Source organism: Oceanobacillus sp. MO10714A (assembly GCF_037072045.1).
Lineage (GTDB): Bacteria > Bacillota > Bacilli > Bacillales > Amphibacillaceae > Oceanobacillus > Oceanobacillus indicireducens.
Map to the genome: position 1 here is coordinate 1 of NZ_JAXHDC010000057.1, position 17,488 is coordinate 17,488.

General features: G+C 40.3%; 20 protein-coding genes. 16 read left to right on the forward strand and 4 right to left on the reverse strand.

From position 1 onward, the window contains the following. The first annotated feature begins 353 nt into the window (after positions 1-353). The 3 genes from SPD53_RS17660 to SPD53_RS17670 all read left to right on the forward strand — a co-directional run bounded on the left by SPD53_RS17660 (position 354) and on the right by SPD53_RS17670 (position 3,094). The gene (locus tag SPD53_RS17660) at positions 354-1,493 is read left to right on the forward strand and encodes a cysteine desulfurase family protein (RefSeq protein ID WP_336253347.1); all 1,140 of its coding nucleotides are present in this window, start codon (positions 354-356) and stop codon (positions 1,491-1,493) included. 6 nt (positions 1,494-1,499) lie between these two features. Continuing rightward, positions 1,500-2,696, forward strand: coding sequence for a tRNA uracil 4-sulfurtransferase ThiI (gene thiI / locus SPD53_RS17665; RefSeq protein WP_336253348.1), 1,197 nt, complete (start codon positions 1,500-1,502; stop codon positions 2,694-2,696). A gap of 203 nt (positions 2,697-2,899) precedes the next feature. Beyond that, the gene (locus SPD53_RS17670) at positions 2,900-3,094 is read left to right on the forward strand and encodes an alpha/beta-type small acid-soluble spore protein (RefSeq protein WP_156857721.1); all 195 of its coding nucleotides are present in this window, start codon (positions 2,900-2,902) and stop codon (positions 3,092-3,094) included. 89 nt (positions 3,095-3,183) lie between these two features. Here SPD53_RS17670 and SPD53_RS17675 read toward each other — a convergent pair whose 3' ends face one another. Then, on the reverse strand, positions 3,184-3,984 hold the full coding sequence (locus SPD53_RS17675; protein WP_336253349.1) for an NAD kinase: 801 nt from the start codon (positions 3,982-3,984) through the stop codon (positions 3,184-3,186). Positions 3,985-4,129: 145 nt separating this feature from the next. Here SPD53_RS17675 and SPD53_RS17680 point away from each other — a divergent pair, with 145 nt between their 5' ends. The 5 genes from SPD53_RS17680 to SPD53_RS17700 all read left to right on the forward strand — a co-directional run bounded on the left by SPD53_RS17680 (position 4,130) and on the right by SPD53_RS17700 (position 8,150). Then, entirely contained in the window at positions 4,130-4,666 is a 537-nt protein-coding gene (locus SPD53_RS17680; protein WP_336253350.1) for a DUF2953 domain-containing protein, read from the forward strand. 20 nt (positions 4,667-4,686) lie between these two features. Further along, entirely contained in the window at positions 4,687-5,124 is a 438-nt protein-coding gene (gene ytfJ, locus SPD53_RS17685; protein WP_156857718.1) for a GerW family sporulation protein, read from the forward strand. Positions 5,125-5,377: 253 nt separating this feature from the next. Continuing rightward, positions 5,378-5,878: a thiol peroxidase gene (gene tpx / locus SPD53_RS17690; protein ID WP_336253351.1), complete on the forward strand. Its 501-nt coding sequence runs from the start codon at positions 5,378-5,380 to the stop codon at positions 5,876-5,878. A 77-nt stretch (positions 5,879-5,955) separates the two neighbouring features. Continuing rightward, positions 5,956-6,939 carry a class I SAM-dependent methyltransferase gene (locus SPD53_RS17695; protein WP_336253352.1) on the forward strand — a complete coding sequence of 328 codons (984 nt, stop codon included), beginning with the start codon at positions 5,956-5,958 and terminating at the stop codon, positions 6,937-6,939. Positions 6,940-6,962: 23 nt separating this feature from the next. Then, positions 6,963-8,150, forward strand: a complete 1,188-nt coding sequence (locus SPD53_RS17700; protein ID WP_336253353.1) for an acetate kinase — start codon at positions 6,963-6,965, stop codon at positions 8,148-8,150. 101 nt (positions 8,151-8,251) lie between these two features. Here the strand turns inward: SPD53_RS17700 and SPD53_RS17705 are convergent, their stop codons facing one another. Next, positions 8,252-8,680, reverse strand: coding sequence for a universal stress protein (locus SPD53_RS17705; protein WP_188855572.1), 429 nt, complete (start codon positions 8,678-8,680; stop codon positions 8,252-8,254). Positions 8,681-8,805: 125 nt separating this feature from the next. Between SPD53_RS17705 and SPD53_RS17710 the strand changes: the two genes are divergently transcribed. Together SPD53_RS17710 and ald are read left to right on the forward strand one after the other, a co-directional pair. Continuing rightward, positions 8,806-8,961, forward strand: coding sequence for a hypothetical protein (locus SPD53_RS17710; RefSeq protein ID WP_198042699.1), 156 nt, complete (start codon positions 8,806-8,808; stop codon positions 8,959-8,961). Between the two features lie 252 nt (positions 8,962-9,213). Next, on the forward strand, positions 9,214-10,332 hold the full coding sequence (gene ald / locus SPD53_RS17715; RefSeq protein ID WP_156857713.1) for an alanine dehydrogenase: 1,119 nt from the start codon (positions 9,214-9,216) through the stop codon (positions 10,330-10,332). 33 nt (positions 10,333-10,365) lie between these two features. Here ald and SPD53_RS17720 read toward each other — a convergent pair whose 3' ends face one another. Beyond that, a complete protein-coding gene (locus SPD53_RS17720; RefSeq protein ID WP_336253354.1) occupies positions 10,366-11,463 on the reverse strand; it encodes a M24 family metallopeptidase in 1,098 nt (365 codons plus the stop codon). Positions 11,464-11,644: 181 nt separating this feature from the next. Between SPD53_RS17720 and SPD53_RS17725 the strand changes: the two genes are divergently transcribed. The 5 genes from SPD53_RS17725 to SPD53_RS17745 all read left to right on the forward strand — a co-directional run bounded on the left by SPD53_RS17725 (position 11,645) and on the right by SPD53_RS17745 (position 15,934). Continuing rightward, positions 11,645-12,331 (forward strand): PspA/IM30 family protein, encoded by a 687-nt coding sequence (locus SPD53_RS17725; protein WP_336253355.1) that lies wholly within the window; start codon positions 11,645-11,647, stop codon positions 12,329-12,331. A gap of 126 nt (positions 12,332-12,457) precedes the next feature. Beyond that, positions 12,458-13,138 (forward strand): metal-dependent hydrolase, encoded by a 681-nt coding sequence (locus SPD53_RS17730; protein WP_156857710.1) that lies wholly within the window; start codon positions 12,458-12,460, stop codon positions 13,136-13,138. A gap of 329 nt (positions 13,139-13,467) precedes the next feature. After that, a complete protein-coding gene (locus SPD53_RS17735; RefSeq protein WP_156857709.1) occupies positions 13,468-14,220 on the forward strand; it encodes a prepilin peptidase in 753 nt (250 codons plus the stop codon). Between the two features lie 110 nt (positions 14,221-14,330). Beyond that, positions 14,331-14,558: a hypothetical protein gene (locus tag SPD53_RS17740; protein ID WP_156857708.1), complete on the forward strand. Its 228-nt coding sequence runs from the start codon at positions 14,331-14,333 to the stop codon at positions 14,556-14,558. Between the two features lie 68 nt (positions 14,559-14,626). Continuing rightward, positions 14,627-15,934, forward strand: a complete 1,308-nt coding sequence (locus SPD53_RS17745) for a DRTGG domain-containing protein (RefSeq protein WP_156857707.1) — start codon at positions 14,627-14,629, stop codon at positions 15,932-15,934. 155 nt (positions 15,935-16,089) lie between these two features. Here SPD53_RS17745 and SPD53_RS17750 read toward each other — a convergent pair whose 3' ends face one another. Further along, the gene (locus SPD53_RS17750; RefSeq protein WP_156857706.1) at positions 16,090-16,386 is read right to left on the reverse strand and encodes a YtpI family protein; all 297 of its coding nucleotides are present in this window, start codon (positions 16,384-16,386) and stop codon (positions 16,090-16,092) included. Between the two features lie 156 nt (positions 16,387-16,542). Between SPD53_RS17750 and SPD53_RS17755 the strand changes: the two genes are divergently transcribed. Further along, positions 16,543-17,488 (forward strand): DHH family phosphoesterase (locus SPD53_RS17755; RefSeq protein WP_336253356.1); only part of this gene is annotated, 946 nt, incomplete at its 3' end.

The window sequence follows — 17,488 nt, forward strand, 5'->3', positions numbered from 1 at the left end:
CTCGAGACTCCTGCAGGAGGAAAGGCATAGGTGAGACCCCGCAGTACGCAAAGCGTACGAGGAGGCTCACCAGCCGCCTGCGGAAAGCGAGAGGTGTCTGGACTGCGAACCTCCAGATGAAAGTTGGACACACTTACGCTGAATGAAAGTGATTAATTGCTATAAGCGTTATGGACTGTGGGTTTTCTAAAAGTCGTAACGGTATATTCCAATTGCGGATCCGAGAGGGCTCTTTTGAATGATCAAGCAAAGGGCTTGTTTTTTAAGACTGGATGCAGTAAGATTCTTAAGGAATTATTTGGCGTAAATCTAAATCAATATAGAATAAATAATAAGGAAGGGAGGAGTTTTTGATGATTTATTTGGATAATAGCGCGACAACAATCCCGGATCCCTCCGTTGTCGAAAGCTACCAGAAAGCATCAGAGAAATTTTTTGCAAATCCATCATCAATCCATCAACTCGGAGGTGCAACAGAAAAACTTCTACAGACAGCAAAACAGCAAGCAGCATCAATCCTGCAAGTTGATGCAAATGAAATTATTTTCACATCAGGTGGGACGGAAGGGAATAATATTGCGATTAAAGGCATTGCTTTAGAACATCAAAATCGCGGAAAACATATTATCACTACAGCGGTCGAACATCCATCTGTTGACGAGGCGTGTCAAAGTCTTGAAACCCTAGGTTTTGAAGTAACGGTTCTCCCAGTGGATGAGGAAGGGCTAGTCGACGTAAAAGATGTGAAAAAAGCGATTCGAGAGGATACGATTCTTGTAAGTATTATGCATGTGAACAATGAACTCGGTACCATCCAACCGATTGAGCAAATAGGAAAGTTATTAAGCAATTATCCTAAATTATATTTCCATGTTGATGCGGTTCAAAGCCTTGGGAAAGTTCCGCTCGATATTCAGAAAGCCCAAATTGACCTTTGCAGTTTTTCCGGGCATAAAATCCACGGTCTAAAAGGGACGGGAATCCTGTATGTAAGGAAGCAAGTCTCGCTTTTCCCGCTTTTCCATGGAGGAGGACAAGAGAACGGCCTTCGCTCCGGAACGGAGAACGTCGCGGGGGGTGTATCGATGGTTCGAGCATTACGCTTGATAAAGGAAAAGCAGCAAAATCAAACGAACCACCTACAAGCGATGCATGACTATTTATGGAATGAGCTAGAAAGTATAGAGGGTGTCCAGATCAATAGCCCTCATAACGGAGCACCACATATTCTTAACGTGTCCGTACCGCGGATTAAACCGGAAGTGATTATTCATATGCTTGGTGAAAAGGAGATTTATATCTCTACAAAATCAGCTTGTTCCTCTAAAGAGAAAGATGAGAGTAAAGTTCTTGCTGCTTGCGGGTTACCGAGGGAGATCACAATCTCTGGATTACGGATCAGCTTGTCCTATAACAATACCGAAGAAGAAATGGAACGTTTTGTTGCTTCTCTAAAAGAAGCAATACATCAATTTAAGGAAGTTTTGAGGTAGATTACAATGCAATATGATCATATATTAATACGTTACGGAGAAATGGCATTAAAAGGAAAGAACATTCGGAGCTTTATCCAAGCACTTCAGGAAAACCTTCAAGTCAAACTGAAAGATTTCCCTAATGTAAAAGTAAAACGAACACAAGGTAGAATGTTTGTCCTCCTAAATGGCCATGAGCCGGAACCGATTATTGAGATTTGCAGAAAAGTATTTGGAATTCACAGCTTATCGCTTGCTCTTAAAGTGGAGAATGATGTGGAGCAGATTAAAGAAGCGGCGCTTGAAGCATTGAAGAAAGCGGACGCTCGTACATTTAAAGTAGCAGCAAAACGAGTTGATAAAAGTTTCCCGCATGGTTCTTTAGAAATGAATCAGATCGTAGGCGGACATCTGTTAGTGAATACAGAAGGTTATACCGTTGATGTTCACGAACCGGATGTGCAGATAAAGGTTGAAATACGTCAGGAAGCGACATACATTACATCGGAAAATATTTCCGGAGCCGGTGGATTGCCTGTAGGAACTGCAGGGAAATCGCTACTGCTCCTCTCAGGGGGGATAGATAGTCCGGTTGCAGGATATCTCGCCATGAAGCGGGGGGTTCAACTTGAAGCCATCCATTTCCATTCTCCTCCTTATACGAGTGAACGAGCAAGACAAAAAGTGCTTGACCTTACGAAGAAGTTAGTTGGTTACGGGAAGTCGATCAAGATCCATATCGTACCATTTACAAAATTACAACAGGAAATTTTCCGTGAAATGCCGGATAGCTATGCGATGACGATCATGCGCCGGATGATGTTCCGAATAGCTGAGGCAGTTTGTGAACAAGAAAACATTCTATCCCTTACGACAGGGGAGAATCTTGGACAAGTTGCGAGTCAAACAATGGAGAGCATGCATGCAATTAATGAAGTAACCAATTATCCAGTTATCCGTCCATTGATTGCGATGGATAAGGCAGAAGTCGTGGACATATCAAAAGAGATTGATACCTATGAGATTTCAATTCTTCCGTATGAAGATTGCTGTACAATTTTTGTACCGAAATCACCAAAGACGAGACCTCGCCGTGATAAAATTAATGCACTGGAAGCGCGCCATGATTTCGGGCCGTCCATTGAAGAAGCAATCGCAGGTATTGAAACGATCTATATTACTGCTAAAAGTGAAGATACAGAGTTTGAAGATTTATTATAATGCAATTTTGAAAGCATGAAATAGCTAGGTATACCTCTGTAAAAATTTAAGAGAAACCGAACATTGCTATCATTTTAGCGTAAGTGCGGCTTCCGACTGTTCGAAGGGAAGAACTAGGGCATTTACCAGGAACTGTTAATTTTAGTTGTGTATGATAATTCTCCAAGTAACACAATCTATAGTTACCGAGGAGGTGAGCTAACATGGCTAACAATAATTCAAATCAATTAGTAGTCCCTGGTGCACAACAAGCATTAGATCAAATGAAATTTGAAATTGCTCAGGAGTTTGGTGTTTCACTTGGTGCAGACACGACTTCCCGTGCTAACGGTTCAGTTGGAGGCGAAATTACAAAACGTCTCGTAACAATAGCACAACAGCAATTTGGCGGTCAATAATTATATAGTTACGTGAAAAACAAGGCCTGTAAAAAGGCAAAAACAGGACGCAATTTCTTGCATGCGTCCTGTTTTTATTAAGGATAAGATTACAAGAATGTCCGTCTTACCCGGTCCCAGAAGGAATTATTTTTTAACTTCACCGTTTTGATGACCGTCTCGTCCATATCAACTTCGAGTGAAGAAATTTTTGTTATTGGATGCGCTTCATTATCTAGACTAATAATCGGATGGTCATTGCCGGTCGGCTGAACATTTAGGGTTAGCTTCCGGTCTTTACTTAGAACAAAGGAAGAGCCTAGTGTACGATATTGATTATTATTTAACGAAGCAACTTCTGAGACTTGATAACTTGAAATGAGTGGATCAATAACTGCACCATAGGCAGATTTATTATATCCCGTACTTCCGGTAGGCGTTGAGACGACTAGTCCATCTCCACGGAATGTCTCAAAATATACATCATCAATCAAAACATCAATGACAATCGTTTTAACAATTGTGGAACGGATACTTACTTCGTTCAAACAATGATACTCCGTTCCATCATTGATTCGTGCTTTAATTACTGGAAATCTGCGAACTTCCAATTCTTCATGCATCAAACTATGTAGCATTTCATCGAAATTATCGAGGTCAAAATCACAATATAGGCCAGATTCCCCGGTCCGCGTAATTCCGACATAGATAGCATCCTGGCGGAAACCGCTTTTTCTTACAGCTTGGAGAAAAGCGCCATCACCACCGACGCTTACAATAATACTTGCGTTATTCGGATGACCTGCAATCTCAAAGCCATTATCCCTGGCAATCTTTCCTAACGCATCTACTTTTGCATCTGTTTCGTCATCTTTTAAATAGAAGAAATATAATTGATTTCGTTGCACCAATGTATGCGCCTCCCGTTCTATCTTCATAATTTTATAATATCATCCGGCAATCGTATAATCCAATTATATTCCGAATGATGATTAAAAAAATAATAATCGAACAAGCTAAAGAGTAATCACTGGAAATGAAAAAGGAAGCATCCTTATGTTCTGGATTATACTATTCTCCTTGCTATTGTTGCTATTTACCCTTTTTTTACTCTTTATCACATGTTCAAAAGTAAATATTGCATTTTCCTATCGATTCGAGTTGGCAGTTGTTCACAAACTCGATCTATTTCTGTCTGTCATGAACATCCGCATCTGGCAGCGAACGATTGACCTGCCTCGTCTAGATCTAAATGACACTACAGAATCGGCTAAGGTCCATTCGTTAGAAATAGTCGATTGGAAACGAATCTTTCCATTTATAAAAAAGATAGAGGTGAAAAAAATTGACTGGGAGACGGGGATAGGTACTGGGGAAGCTCATATTACCGGGATGGTTGCCGGATGGCTTTGGGTAGGACAGGAACTTGTGGTAAAAGTGTTGGAGCGGTATTGCAAGCTCAATTCCGAGCCAATCGTTTCCGTACAAACCAATTATCAAGGAGAAGGGTTATATTCACGACTCGACTGTATTTTCCGATTGCGCTTACACACCTTTTTAAAAATTTATCGGGTGATCAATAATCAAAAGTAAATAATTTGGAGGGACTTGTTATGGAAGAACATCCAATTCAGGGTTTAATGACGACGGCAATGGAAAGCCTGCAATCTTTAGTGGAAACAAATACAATCATCGGAGATTCAATTGAAACACCTGACGGGAGTACAATTATCCCTGTATCGAAAGTAGGATTTGGCTTTGCGGCTGGAGGAAGTGAATTTAGTCCCCAGTCGACAGAAGGGGATGCAACACTACCGTTTGGTGGCGGAAGTGGTGGAGGAGTTTCCCTAACTCCGATCGCCTTTCTTGTTGTGAAGAATGATGAGATAAAAATGGTGCGTCTCGATCAACATACACAGCTTTATGAAAAGTTCCTCGAAATGACACCGCAAGTCATCGACAAGGTAGAAAAAATCATGAAAGATAAGGGATCTAAAAAAGATAAAAAGGAAAAAGTGAAAAAGACCAATCCGCTAAATTTTGACATATAAAACGAAAATCCATTCCGTGGGTTTCTTTTGCTATCCTGGGGTTGAATGATCAGGGTGCTAGCGTCCGTTATCTCCAGCCTAATTGTATTTGAAACTATTTGGGAGCGGGAGGTTAACGGACGGTTGCACCATGGAAAGGAATGAAAACGGTAACGACAATCTTTATCGCTTTTTCCCAAGTGAAAGATTGGACAAGCGAACGAGGATTATTCATAATAGAGACAAGAGAACTAAATTGGGAGGAAGGATAATAGTGAAGCAAATTACATTCCATAATGATCCAGTAACTTTATTAGGAACAGAAGTGAAAGTTGGGGACGAGGCACCAGACTTTACAGTTCTAGCTAATGATTTGAAAGAAGTTTCCTTAGATGATTATAAAGGGAAAATCAAATTGATAAGTGTAGTGCCTTCCATTGATACAGGAGTATGCTCCGATCAGACGAAACGATTTAATGAAGAAGCGTCTAAGCTTGATAATGTACATGTGTTAACGATTAGCATGGACTTACCTTTCGCTCAAACACGCTGGTGCGCTGCTGAAGGTGTTAAGAACTTGGACACATTATCTGATCATCGAGATGCTGACTTCGGTGAGAAGTACGGTGTCTTGATTAAAGAACTGCGTTTACTAGCAAGATCAATCTTTGTTGTCAATTCAAACGACAAAGTGACCTATGTAGAATATGTTGATGAAGTTTCAAACCATCCTGACTATGACGCTGCTTTAGAAGCTGTGAAACAAGCGAATTAATCGATATCTCTCTCTGGCGGGAGCCCGAGAGAGATTTTTCGTGTGAAATATATACTATACATGTATGGAGGAAGGGAATGGAAAAGTCAGCCGTAGAGAAACTCTTTGAATGGTTCGGCGAGACAACCGAAATCATTCAAGCTCATGTGGATGAGCCGTATTTGAATAGTCTCACTGAAACAATGGATACTATTTTTTATGAAACGCCGCATGAAGATTTTGATGATATTTTACGTAAAAAGTTGGACAAGAAAATAGATGAATTCAAGCATATCAATCATTCCAAGCAAGATTTGAAAAAAGCAATCCAGCTTACAATCTTGAACGGAATGAAAGGATCGGTTCAGGAGCAACATGTGATGACCCCAGAATCCATCGGTATGATTGTCGCTTATTTGGCAAGTCAATTGATGAAGAACAAAGAGAAAATTCGTCTCTTTGATCCGGCAAGTGGTATAGGGAATATGCTCCTTACCGTCATGGAACAATTAGAGCAAGAGTTGAAAGTTTATGCTAGTGAAGTGGATCCGACGCTTATTCAGCTTGCAGTGGGCAGCGCAAATCTTCTCCAGCAGGAAGTTGAATTTTTCCATCAGGACAGCCTCGCACCATTAATCCTCGATCCAGTTGATTTGATCGTTGCTGATCTCCCGGTTGGATTTTATCCAGATGATATCCGGGCAGGAGATTATGAGTTAAAAGCGGAAGAAGGGCATTCCTATGCTCATCATTTATTCATTGAGCAAAGTATGAAATATACGAAAGAAGCTGGATATCTTATTTTTGTTGTGCCTGATTTCATATTTGAGAGTGATCAATCCGAACAATTGAACCGCTATTTGAAAGAGCATGCACATATTGTCGGTTTTCTCCGTTTACCGGAATCAAGTTTCAAATCATCACGGAATGTAAAAAGCATTTTAGTTCTTCAGAAAAAAGGGGTAAAGACTAATAGTCCGAAGCAGCCGTTATTAGTACAGCTGCCGTCGTTAACCAGTCATAATGCCATGGCAGACATACTTGGACAAATAAATCGTTGGTTTCAAACTTATAAAAATTAAACTTTATATGGTGGAGTGATGGTATGAAAAACGTATTGGCTATTAACGCTGGAAGCTCATCTCTTAAATTTCAATTGATTGAGATGCCTGAAGAAAAAGTATCTGCAATAGGAGTTGTCGAAAGAATCGGCTTGCCTGATTCTATTTTCCAAATAGAAGCCAATGGAAAAAAAGACAAAACGGTTCAAGATATTGCAAATCACGAAGTTGCAGTTAAAATGCTTTTAGAAGCGCTCATCAAAAAAGGAGTTATCCAATCATACGAAGAAATCGATGCGGTCGGACACCGTGTTGTGCATGGCGGAGAATACTTTAGTGATTCTGTACTTATTACAGATGAAGTGATTGAAACAATTGAAAAGGTATCTGAACTTGCACCACTGCATAACCCGGCGAATTTAACCGGGATCCGTGCATTTAAGGAAATCTTACCAAATGTGCCGATGGTTGCTGTATTTGATACGGCCTTCCATCAAACAATGCCGAAATCATCTTATTTATATAGCTTGCCGGAGAATTATTATACAGATTACGGCATCCGTAAATATGGATTCCATGGCACATCCCATAAATATGTTTCTGAACGGGCAGCAGAATTAATCGGTGCACCACTTGAAAGCTTGCGGTTAATCTCTTGCCATATCGGTAATGGAGCGAGTGTTACTGCAATCCAAGGTGGAGAGTCGATTGATACATCAATGGGATTCACGCCACTGGCAGGTGTGACAATGGGAACCCGCTCAGGAGATATTGATCCTGCATTGATCCCATATATTATGGAAAAAACCGGGAAATCAGCGGATGAAGTGATTAATGTTTTAAATAAAGAAAGTGGAATGCTAGCATTATCCGGCTTCTCCAGTGACTTACGTGATATTGAGGAGCAGTCAGAGACAAATGAACGAGCAGCACTTGCGCTTACCGTTTTTGCGGAACGTATCCACAAATATCTTGGTTCATATGCTGCGAAAATGTCTGGTGTCGACGCGATCATCTTTACAGCAGGAGTCGGGGAAAACAGTGATACAATCAGAGAGAAGATCTTAACAGGACTTGAATTCATGGGTGTTTACTGGGATCCAAAGCGGAATGATGTGCGTGGTAAAGAACAGTTCATCAACTACCCGCATTCCCCGGTAAAAGTAATCGTAATACCGACGAACGAAGAAGTAATGATTGCCCGCGATACAATCAGATTAAGCAGTAACTAAAAAAAAGGGACGAGAGGATGTAAAAATCCTTTCGTCCTATTTTTTACGTCTAAGAAATTATAGAATGAAAATACTGTTTTTGTTTCTTTTGTTTTTTTAAATTACCTAATCACTAATACGTCACATTTTGCATGTCTTGTGATGCTTTCTGAAACGCTACCGATGAGGAAACGTTCGACCGCGTTCATTCCTGTAGCGCCGCAGATGATTAAATCTGCTTTGAAATTCTCTGCAATATCACGCGGGACTTTTACTTTTGGAGAGCCGTATTCGATACATCTTACTAAATCAGTAAGCCCTTCATTTCTCGCTGTTTCAATGTAATTATCCAATAATTCCTTCGCATATTCCTCAGCACGCTCAGAAAGTGTACGGTCATATGCCTCAGCTGTTGCAAAAGTGCGGGAATCGATAACGTGTGCGATAACAAGGCGTGCATCATTGTTTTTAGCGATTTTGATTGCTTTCTTGAATGCTTTCTCAGCAGCTTCAGAACCATCTACAGCGATTACAATATTTTGATATTTCATAGTTATCTCTCCTCTCTACTTTAATTATATACCCTTTCTCGTAACGAAACAATCAATAATTGCCAATAAAAATTACAACATTGTAACATTCTTTTGGGCAAGCTAGCAGTAAGGAGGTGATCTTTTTGGATAAAAAAAATAAACATCCGAAGCTGTACACCGATCCAAAAGGTATCGAAACGGTCAAGAACCAGTTGAATGAAAGTTACCAAAGTGGTGTCATCGAAGACCAGCTTGAAAACAATCGGGGAATACACCATTTCAATAATAAAAGCAGATAAGCATGGATAAATTAATTTAAAACTAAACGAAAATGACTGTGATATAACTATTCTAGCAAGGATTAAATCCCTAACCAGCCCCGTATATTCTCGGCGCGATGTATGAATTTGGTTTGGATTACTTTTCTAGGAGGTTTTGCCGCAGTCATTTTCAAATTATTTTCTGTCTGTTTGATTATGTTAATACTTTAAAACAATCTTTTTGATACAATTAAATTGTATTGAATAAGCTTACGCAGGAGGTTGCGGGGAATGAGAATCGGTATACCGAAAGAAGTACTTAATAATGAAAACAGAGTCGCTATGGCACCATCCGGCGTCTATTCCTTAATTCAGGCAGGACACCAAGTATTTATTCAACAAGGTGCAGGAGAAGGTTCAAGCTTCACGGATGAAGCTTACAAAGAAGTAGGAGCAGTAATTGTTAATACTGCGGAAGAGGCTTGGACACAGGACATGGTGCTCAAGGTAAAAGAACCCCAAGAAAATGAATTTCAATACTTCCGTGAAGGACTCATTTTATTTACTTACTTACATTTAGCAAATGAACCTGAATTAACAAAAGCACTTACAGAGAAGAAAGTGACCGCGCTCGCATATGAAACTGTACAGCTCTCAAATGGTTCCTTGCCATTACTTACTCCGATGAGTGAAGTTGCTGGACGAATGGTTACCCAAGTCGGGATGCAATTCTTAGAAAAAATTAAAGGCGGAAAAGGGATTCTCCTTTCCGGGATTCCTGGAGTTGCTCGAGGAAAAGTTGCAATTATCGGTGGTGGGGTAGTGGGTACGAATGCTGCTAAAATTGCGACTGGCTTAGGTGCAAAAGTTACAATTATTGATTTAAACCCGGATCGATTACGCCAACTGGATGATATTTTTGGAAATTCCATTACGACCTTAATTTCCAATCCACATAATATCCAAGAAGCAGTGAAAGAAGCAGATCTGGTCATTGGCTCCGTACTTATTCCAGGTGCAAAAGCTCCGGTTCTTGTCACAGAGCAAATGGTGAAGGAAATGACACCGGGTTCGGTCATGGTTGACGTTGCAATTGATCAAGGTGGGAACTTTGAAACGAGTGACCGGATCACGACACATGACGCCCCAACCTTTGTAAAACATGGAGTCGTTCATTATACAGTTGCAAACATGCCAGGAGCTGTTCCGCAAACAGCGACAGTAGGTCTTACGAACGCGACTTCGCCCTATGTACTGCAGATTGCCAATAAAGGATACAAACAAGCGGTGCAGGATAATGAAGCTCTTCGTAGGGGAGTAAACACACTCGGCGGCTATATCACGCACGAAGCTGTTGCCAAAGCCCATGGTATGGAATATAAAGATGTTCAAGAGGTTTTAGATAATTAAAGAAAAAGCACTGGATCCCCCAGTGCTTTTTCTTTAATCGATAATCTGTAAATTTTTCGGGTATGCTGTTAATATCTCGGCACCGTTTTTCGTCATGAACATCATATCTTCAATACGAACACCGCCAGTACCTGGAATATAGATTCCTGGTTCGATGGTGAAGCACATTCCTTCTCTCAAAGCGAGCGTATTATCACTGCTCATCGAAGGATATTCATGGACTTCAATTCCGAGTCCGTGACCAACCCGGTGATTGAAATATTTACCGTATCCTTTCGATTCAATATATTCACGTGCCACTTGATCGACTTTATTTACTGGCGTCCCGAGCTTCGAAGCTTCAATAGCTTTTTCATTTGCTTGGAGTACTGTCTGATAAATTTCTTCTTGTTCCGGTGTAACGGATTTATAGGCAACCGTACGTGTAATGTCTGAACAATATCCATCAAAAATAACGCCGAGGTCGAATAAAACCATGTCACCTGCAGTTATTTTCTTTTGGCCAGGTGTTCCGTGAGGGGAAGCGGTTTTCGCACCGGAGAGGCATGTCGTAGTAAATGACATCTCCTGGATACCTTGCTTTTTCATTTCATATTCAATCAAAGCGATGATATCCAGTTCCGTAGCACCCTCTGTAATAGCTTCTACTCCCGTTTTAATGGCGAGATCGGCATATTGTGCAGCTTGCTTCAACAGTGTATATTCTTTTTTACTTTTAATAACCCGAATATCGGCAAGTATGTTTTCCAAATCGAAGAATTCTACATTTTGGAAGCAAGACGTTAGATTATTGTATCGTTCCAACGTGAAATGGTTATGTTCGATGGCCATCGATGCCGGTAATTTTTCCTGGCCGCGGAGGAAATCATTTAATAACTGCCAAGGGTTTTCATGGTCATGATAACCGATGATCGTATCGTTCCAGCCAGCAGCTTTTGCGTCTTCTACTTCCATGGCAGGAACAACGATAATTGGGTCAATTGTTTCACTGACATATACTGCAATGACCCGCTCATGGGGATCCGTATAATAATTGCTTAAATAATAGAAGTTAGCTGTAGAAGTTACCAAAGCACTATCAAAGTTATTCCGTTTTAGTTCTTTTATCAATTCTTCTATGCGTGTATTCAAGTAAATCACCTCAAGTAATATATAGTACTTTCTAGTATAGCACTCTGAATTATTTTTAGCATTTTATATTTTTCTTGAAACCTTTTTTATTCCAAACTCGTATTAATAAGCAAACAGTTCCAGATGGATGTTGACCCAATTTGTCTATTCAATTTTAACAATATTTCAAGGAGGAGATTACATGTTTCAATTTTTTAAGCGAATGAAGACGGTAGTAAGTTCAGAACTGAATGCGATGATTGACCGGGCAGAGGATCCGGTTAAAATGCTCGATCAGTTCCTGCGTGATATGGGCGAAGATATCAGAGAAGCAGAGCAAGCTGTTGCCAAGCAGATTGCGAACGAAAAGATGCTAAAGCGGAAAGTAAATGATACACAAGCATTAGTGGACCGTCGTCAGGAACAAGCGGAAAAAGCAGTAGAAGCGGGGAATGACGATTTGGCCCGCCGTGCACTTCAGGATAGACGGGAGCATGAAGGAACACTCGCAACGCTCACGGAGTCTTGGGAAAAAGCCCAAGCAGATGTAGAGTCTCTACGTGATAAGCTTGACGAAATGAAGCGGGAATATAATGAAATGCGATTGAAGAAGGATTCCCTGAAAGCCCGTGCAGAATCTGCGAAAACAAGAACAAAAATGAACCGTACAATGTCATCCATCAGCAGTGATGATTCCCGTCGAGGTTTTGAACGTATGGAAGAGAAAGTATTACGTTTCGAAGCGGAAGCAGAAACGTCTGAAGACCTTTCTCAAGCAAGCCGTACATTGGATGATGATTTCAGGGATTTAGTAACGAATGATGTAGATGATGAACTTGCAGCGCTGAAGCAGAAAATGGGTAAGGGCGACAGCGAAAAAGGTGAATAAGGAATAGAAGGCACCGTTTAATGCGGTGCTTTTCTTATGGATAACTTGTTATCGCTTAACATTCTTTAGACAGTATGTTTTAATTTTAGTATAGATAGAATTTTTTCTAAAAGGGAGAGATAGTAAATGAAAGTATCTTATCATGGTCATTCCGTTGTTAAAGTCGAAACTGGAAAACATACACTATTAATCGATCCATTTATTACGGGAAATGAAGCTTGTGACTTAGATCCAAATACTGTAGAAGCAGATGCTATTTTACTAACTCACGCGCATAACGATCATGTAGGGGACACGCTTGAAATTGCAAAACGGACGGGAGCGTTAGTCGTTGCCCCGAATGAACTCGCCGTATACTTAGGGACAAAAGGAATCGAAACCCATCCTATGCATATCGGTGGATCCCGGGAATTTGACTTCGGTAAGGTGAAATTTACGCAAGCATTCCACGGTTCGTCTTACACTGACAATGATGGTTCTATCATTTATGGCGGAATGCCAGGAGGAATTCTATTCACCGCAAACGGGAAAACAATTTATCATGTTGGAGATACAGCGCTATTTACCGATTTGAAGATGTATGGTGAAATGAATGATATTGAAGTTGCATTTATTCCAATCGGTGATAACTTTACGATGGGGCCGGAGGATGCACTTATTGCAGCGGATTGGATCAATGCAAAAGTAAGTGTGCCAGTCCATTACAATACGTTCCCGGTGATTGAACAAGACGCGGACGCTTGGGCAAGCAAGGTGAACACTGGAGAAGGACGAGCCTTGAAGGTTGGAGAGTCTATAGAACTATAAACTTCTGAAAAATAGTAAACATAAAGACTATATAAATGCTCAGCATGCGTTTATATAGTCTTTTTTTATCACGCATTAACGATCTACAATACCCCCGCCTCTAAACAGGAGGTAAGCCTAACATGTGAAGGTGGGGGATATATAGTCCGCAAATCCCTGATTCTGTTCAACTAACATTCAGTGGCGGAGGTAAGGAAACCCCCACTGAATGAAGTTTCACTTTATGTTTTTTGCTAAATTTACTAATTAAGCTAACTATTTCTATGGATTGGTGCTATAATCACAGGCATAAAGGTTTATTTTTTTTATGATTTAGGGGAGTGCACATAATGGAGTTATTCTTATCAATTATATTTTTTCTGTTTGGTGCGACTTTCGGGTCGTTTTTTAATGTGGTAGGGATTCGCTCACCAAAAAGTGAAACGTTCGTTAATGATCGGTCTTACTGTCCGAAATGTAAGAAAACCTTGACGTGGTATGAACTAATCCCAATTATATCTTACCTATTACAACGAGGGAAATGCCGAAATTGTAATGAAAAGATATCCGTAATTTATCCTGTTGTAGAGAGTCTTACTGGTGCTCTGTTTGTACTTAGTTACCTAACGATAGGATGGAACGCTGAGCTTGTAACCGCACTGTTACTCGTCTCGATGCTGATGATTATCTTCGTCTCAGATATCCATTATATGATCATTCAAAATAAAATTTTGTTGTTTTTTCTTCCGCTGTTTATTATTTTGCGCTTTATTGTGCCACTCGACCCTTGGTGGTCACCGATTGCAGGAGCAGTTGTTGCTAGTGTACTCCTAGCATTGATTATTTTAGTTAGCAGGGGCGGAATGGGAGCAGGGGATATGAAGTTATTTGGGGTACTCGGGATTGTTTTAGGCTTACATAATGTGCTGCTCGCTTTCTTTTTAGCCTGTCTGATTGGAGCGATCGTTGGAAGTTTATTGATCGCTTTAAAGATTGTAAAGCGAAAACAACCGATTCCTTTTGGACCTTATATTGTGGTGGGAGCTTTGATTGCTTATTTTTATGGGGAAGAAATTATTCAACTATATACCAGCTTTTTCTAGTAGATGGATCCCTATAACAAGTGCATTCATAAAATATACTAAATTCTTGCTTCTGTTCTTTTAAATACTTAAACCTCATAAACTAATAGCAACGAAAGGAGGGGCCACACATGAAAAACCAACCAATCCTCCGACTTCTGCTTGCTGGTTTCATGCTTTATTTTGCCTGGCCGAAAATCCCACAAGCGACATCAACCCTTGAGATGACTTATTGGGCGATGTGGCTGTTGTTCTTTCTTGCAGTAGTTGGAGCTAATTTTGCAAATCTTTTACAAATGATACAACCACCGGTAATGGAACAGACTGTAGAGGAAAACAAAGTTCGTGACAAACATTGAGTTATTACGCCTTAAACTGTATAATTGAATTAAAACTTTGGTATAGTACAGATGAGGCGGTGTTAACAATGGCTACAAAGCACGAAATGATTTTACAACACATTTTATCGTTGGAAGTTGGCCAGAAAATCTCCGTACGTCAAATAGCGAAAGATTTGGATGTTAGTGATGGAACCGCATATCGGGCAATTAAAGAAGCGGAAAATCAAGGACTCGTAAGCACAATTGAGCGGGTAGGAACTATCCGTATTGAAAAGAAGAGAAAAGAAAATTTCGAGCGACTGACGTTTGCAGAGGTTGTTAATATAATTGATGGACAAGTTTTAGGGGGCAGGGAAGGGCTGCATAAAACACTTAGTAAGTTTATAATCGGTGCCATGCAGCTCGAGGACATGATGCGTTATACCGACGCAGGTTCCTTACTTATTATCGGGAACCGAGTGGAAGCGCATTATAGTGCGCTAAAAGCTGGAGCAGCTGTATTAATAACTGGAGGATTTGATACAGACGAGAAAAATAAAAGGCTTGCGGATGAAACGGATTTACCAATCATCTCAACAAGCTATGATACGTTTACCGTAGCATCGATGATCAACCGAGCAATATATGACCAGCTCATTAAGAAAGAAATTATTTTTGTTGGTGATATTGCGACACCTTTGGAAGAAACATTTTATCTTAAAACGAGTGACAAAGTGAAAGATTGGTATAAGCTGAATAAAGAGTCAACGCATACACGTTTCCCTGTCATTGATAGCAAAAAGCAAGTTGTTGGTATGGTTTCGTCTAAAGATATTGTTGGACAAGACGAGAACTTGGGGATTAATAAATTGATGAGCAAGAAACCCCATGTTGTCCAGCCCAAGACATCGCTTGCTTCAGCATCCCATACGATGGTCTGGGAAGGAATTGAGCTATTGCCTGTAGTGGATGAATCAAGGGAGTTGACCGGTGTTGTATCACGGCAGGATGTGTTAAAAGCGATGCAGCAGATTCAGCGGCAGCCGCAAGTTGGGGAGACGATCAGTGATATTATTAATAGTAATATCGTCGCTAGTGAAGATAATCCCCATGTGTTTATTTCAAAAGTTGTTCCACAGATGACGAATCATCTCGGTACATTGGGGCACGGTGTATTTACCGCTCTAATTATTGAAGCGAGCAGCCGGCTATTGATGGATACTCGGAAAGCAGATCTTACCATTGAGAATATTACGGTTTACTTTACCAAACCGGTACAAATCGATAGTGATTTAAGTATCCACCCAAAAATCCTTGAAATCGGCCGATTGTATGCGAAGATTGATGTCGAGGTATATGATGATCGTATATTGATTGGTAAAGGGCTTTTGATGGCTCAACTCATCAGTCGATAAAACAATTCCGCAAGAAGCTTACGCAAGCAGTAAGCCATTTGGGCTATGCCAGGTGCAGATTGGACGTGGCTAGTACAGGCAACTTTAGTTAACCATAGCACCTTAATTATATAAATTCCTGAATGAAAAATGCACCCACTTGTTGGGTGCACTTTTCATTCAGATGGATGGAGTCTGCGATATTCATTCTTGTAATGTTTCGATTCGTTATATCCACGGACTATTTGCATACCGCCCAAGATGGCGAAGACGATTCCGATGATTATGGAAAGTACACTTTCGTAAAAGAAATATTGGTTGATACCGAAAAGAAGAATGAACGCACCGAGACAGAGGCGGGATCTTCCATTAAAATATTTCTGCGTTAAGATATCTTTGCTTTTCACAATTGCAACCTTATAATAAACATATAAGACAATGGAAATAACAATACCGATAGGGAATATAATCATTCAATCTCTCCTATATATGCATTCTATGAAACCATACATTGCGATCACAAGTCTATTTTAACTTGTTTTCATTTATAATGCCAGTTCGTTCCGATTAAAAGAGAGAAGAATGCTTAATAAGATGATTATTTTCTAAAATAAGATTGGAGCTGTAGTATGGAGAAGCAAGCAATTATTAAAGAAATTAAACAAAATGACACGATAATTATCCACCGGCATGTTCGACCGGATCCGGATGCTTTAGGTTCGCAGGCGGGGTTGAAAGAAATCATTCAATCTTCTTTCCCGGAGAAAGAGGTTTATATCGTCGGGGAAAATGATCCTGAATTCGACTATCTTGTGAAAATGGATACTGTTCTTGATGCGACATATGAAGGGGCACTTGTTATTGTTTGTGACACAGCGAATACACCGCGAGTTGATGACGGGCGGTACGTGAAAGGGGAAAAAATAATAAAAATCGATCATCATCCGAATGTTGACCATTATGGTGATATTCAGTGGGTAGATACAACAGCAAGTTCAACGAGTGAGATGATTTATGCGTTATACGAAGCAGGGAAAGAGGAAGGGCTTGTTTTAAATGATGAAGGAGCGCGACTTCTGTATGCAGGGATTGTCGGAGATACGGGCAGATTCCTTTTTCCAAGTACGACGAAGAAAACATTTCAATATGCTGCGGAACTCGTGACGTATCATTTCGATCGTTTGGAATTATATGAGAATCTCTATAGTGTAGAGACGCATATTCTCCGCTTGAAAGGATATATTTTAAAGGAATTTGAAATGTATGATTCAGGCCTTTGTGCAGTGAAATTAACGAAGGAGTTGCTTGAAGCGTTCCAAGTTTCACCAGATGAGACTGGGCAGCTTGTTCAAGTCTTTGGAGATGTAAAAGGGATTAAAGCATGGGTCATTTTTGTTGAAGAAGATGAATTGATTCGGATTCGTCTCCGTTCGAAAGGACCGATCATTAATGATATCGCAGCTAAGTATGAAGGTGGAGGGCATCCGATGGCGTCTGGTGCAACCATTTACAATTGGGAAGATGCTGATCGGGTCATCCATGATCTAGATGAAGCTTGTAAAAATTATCCGAAGT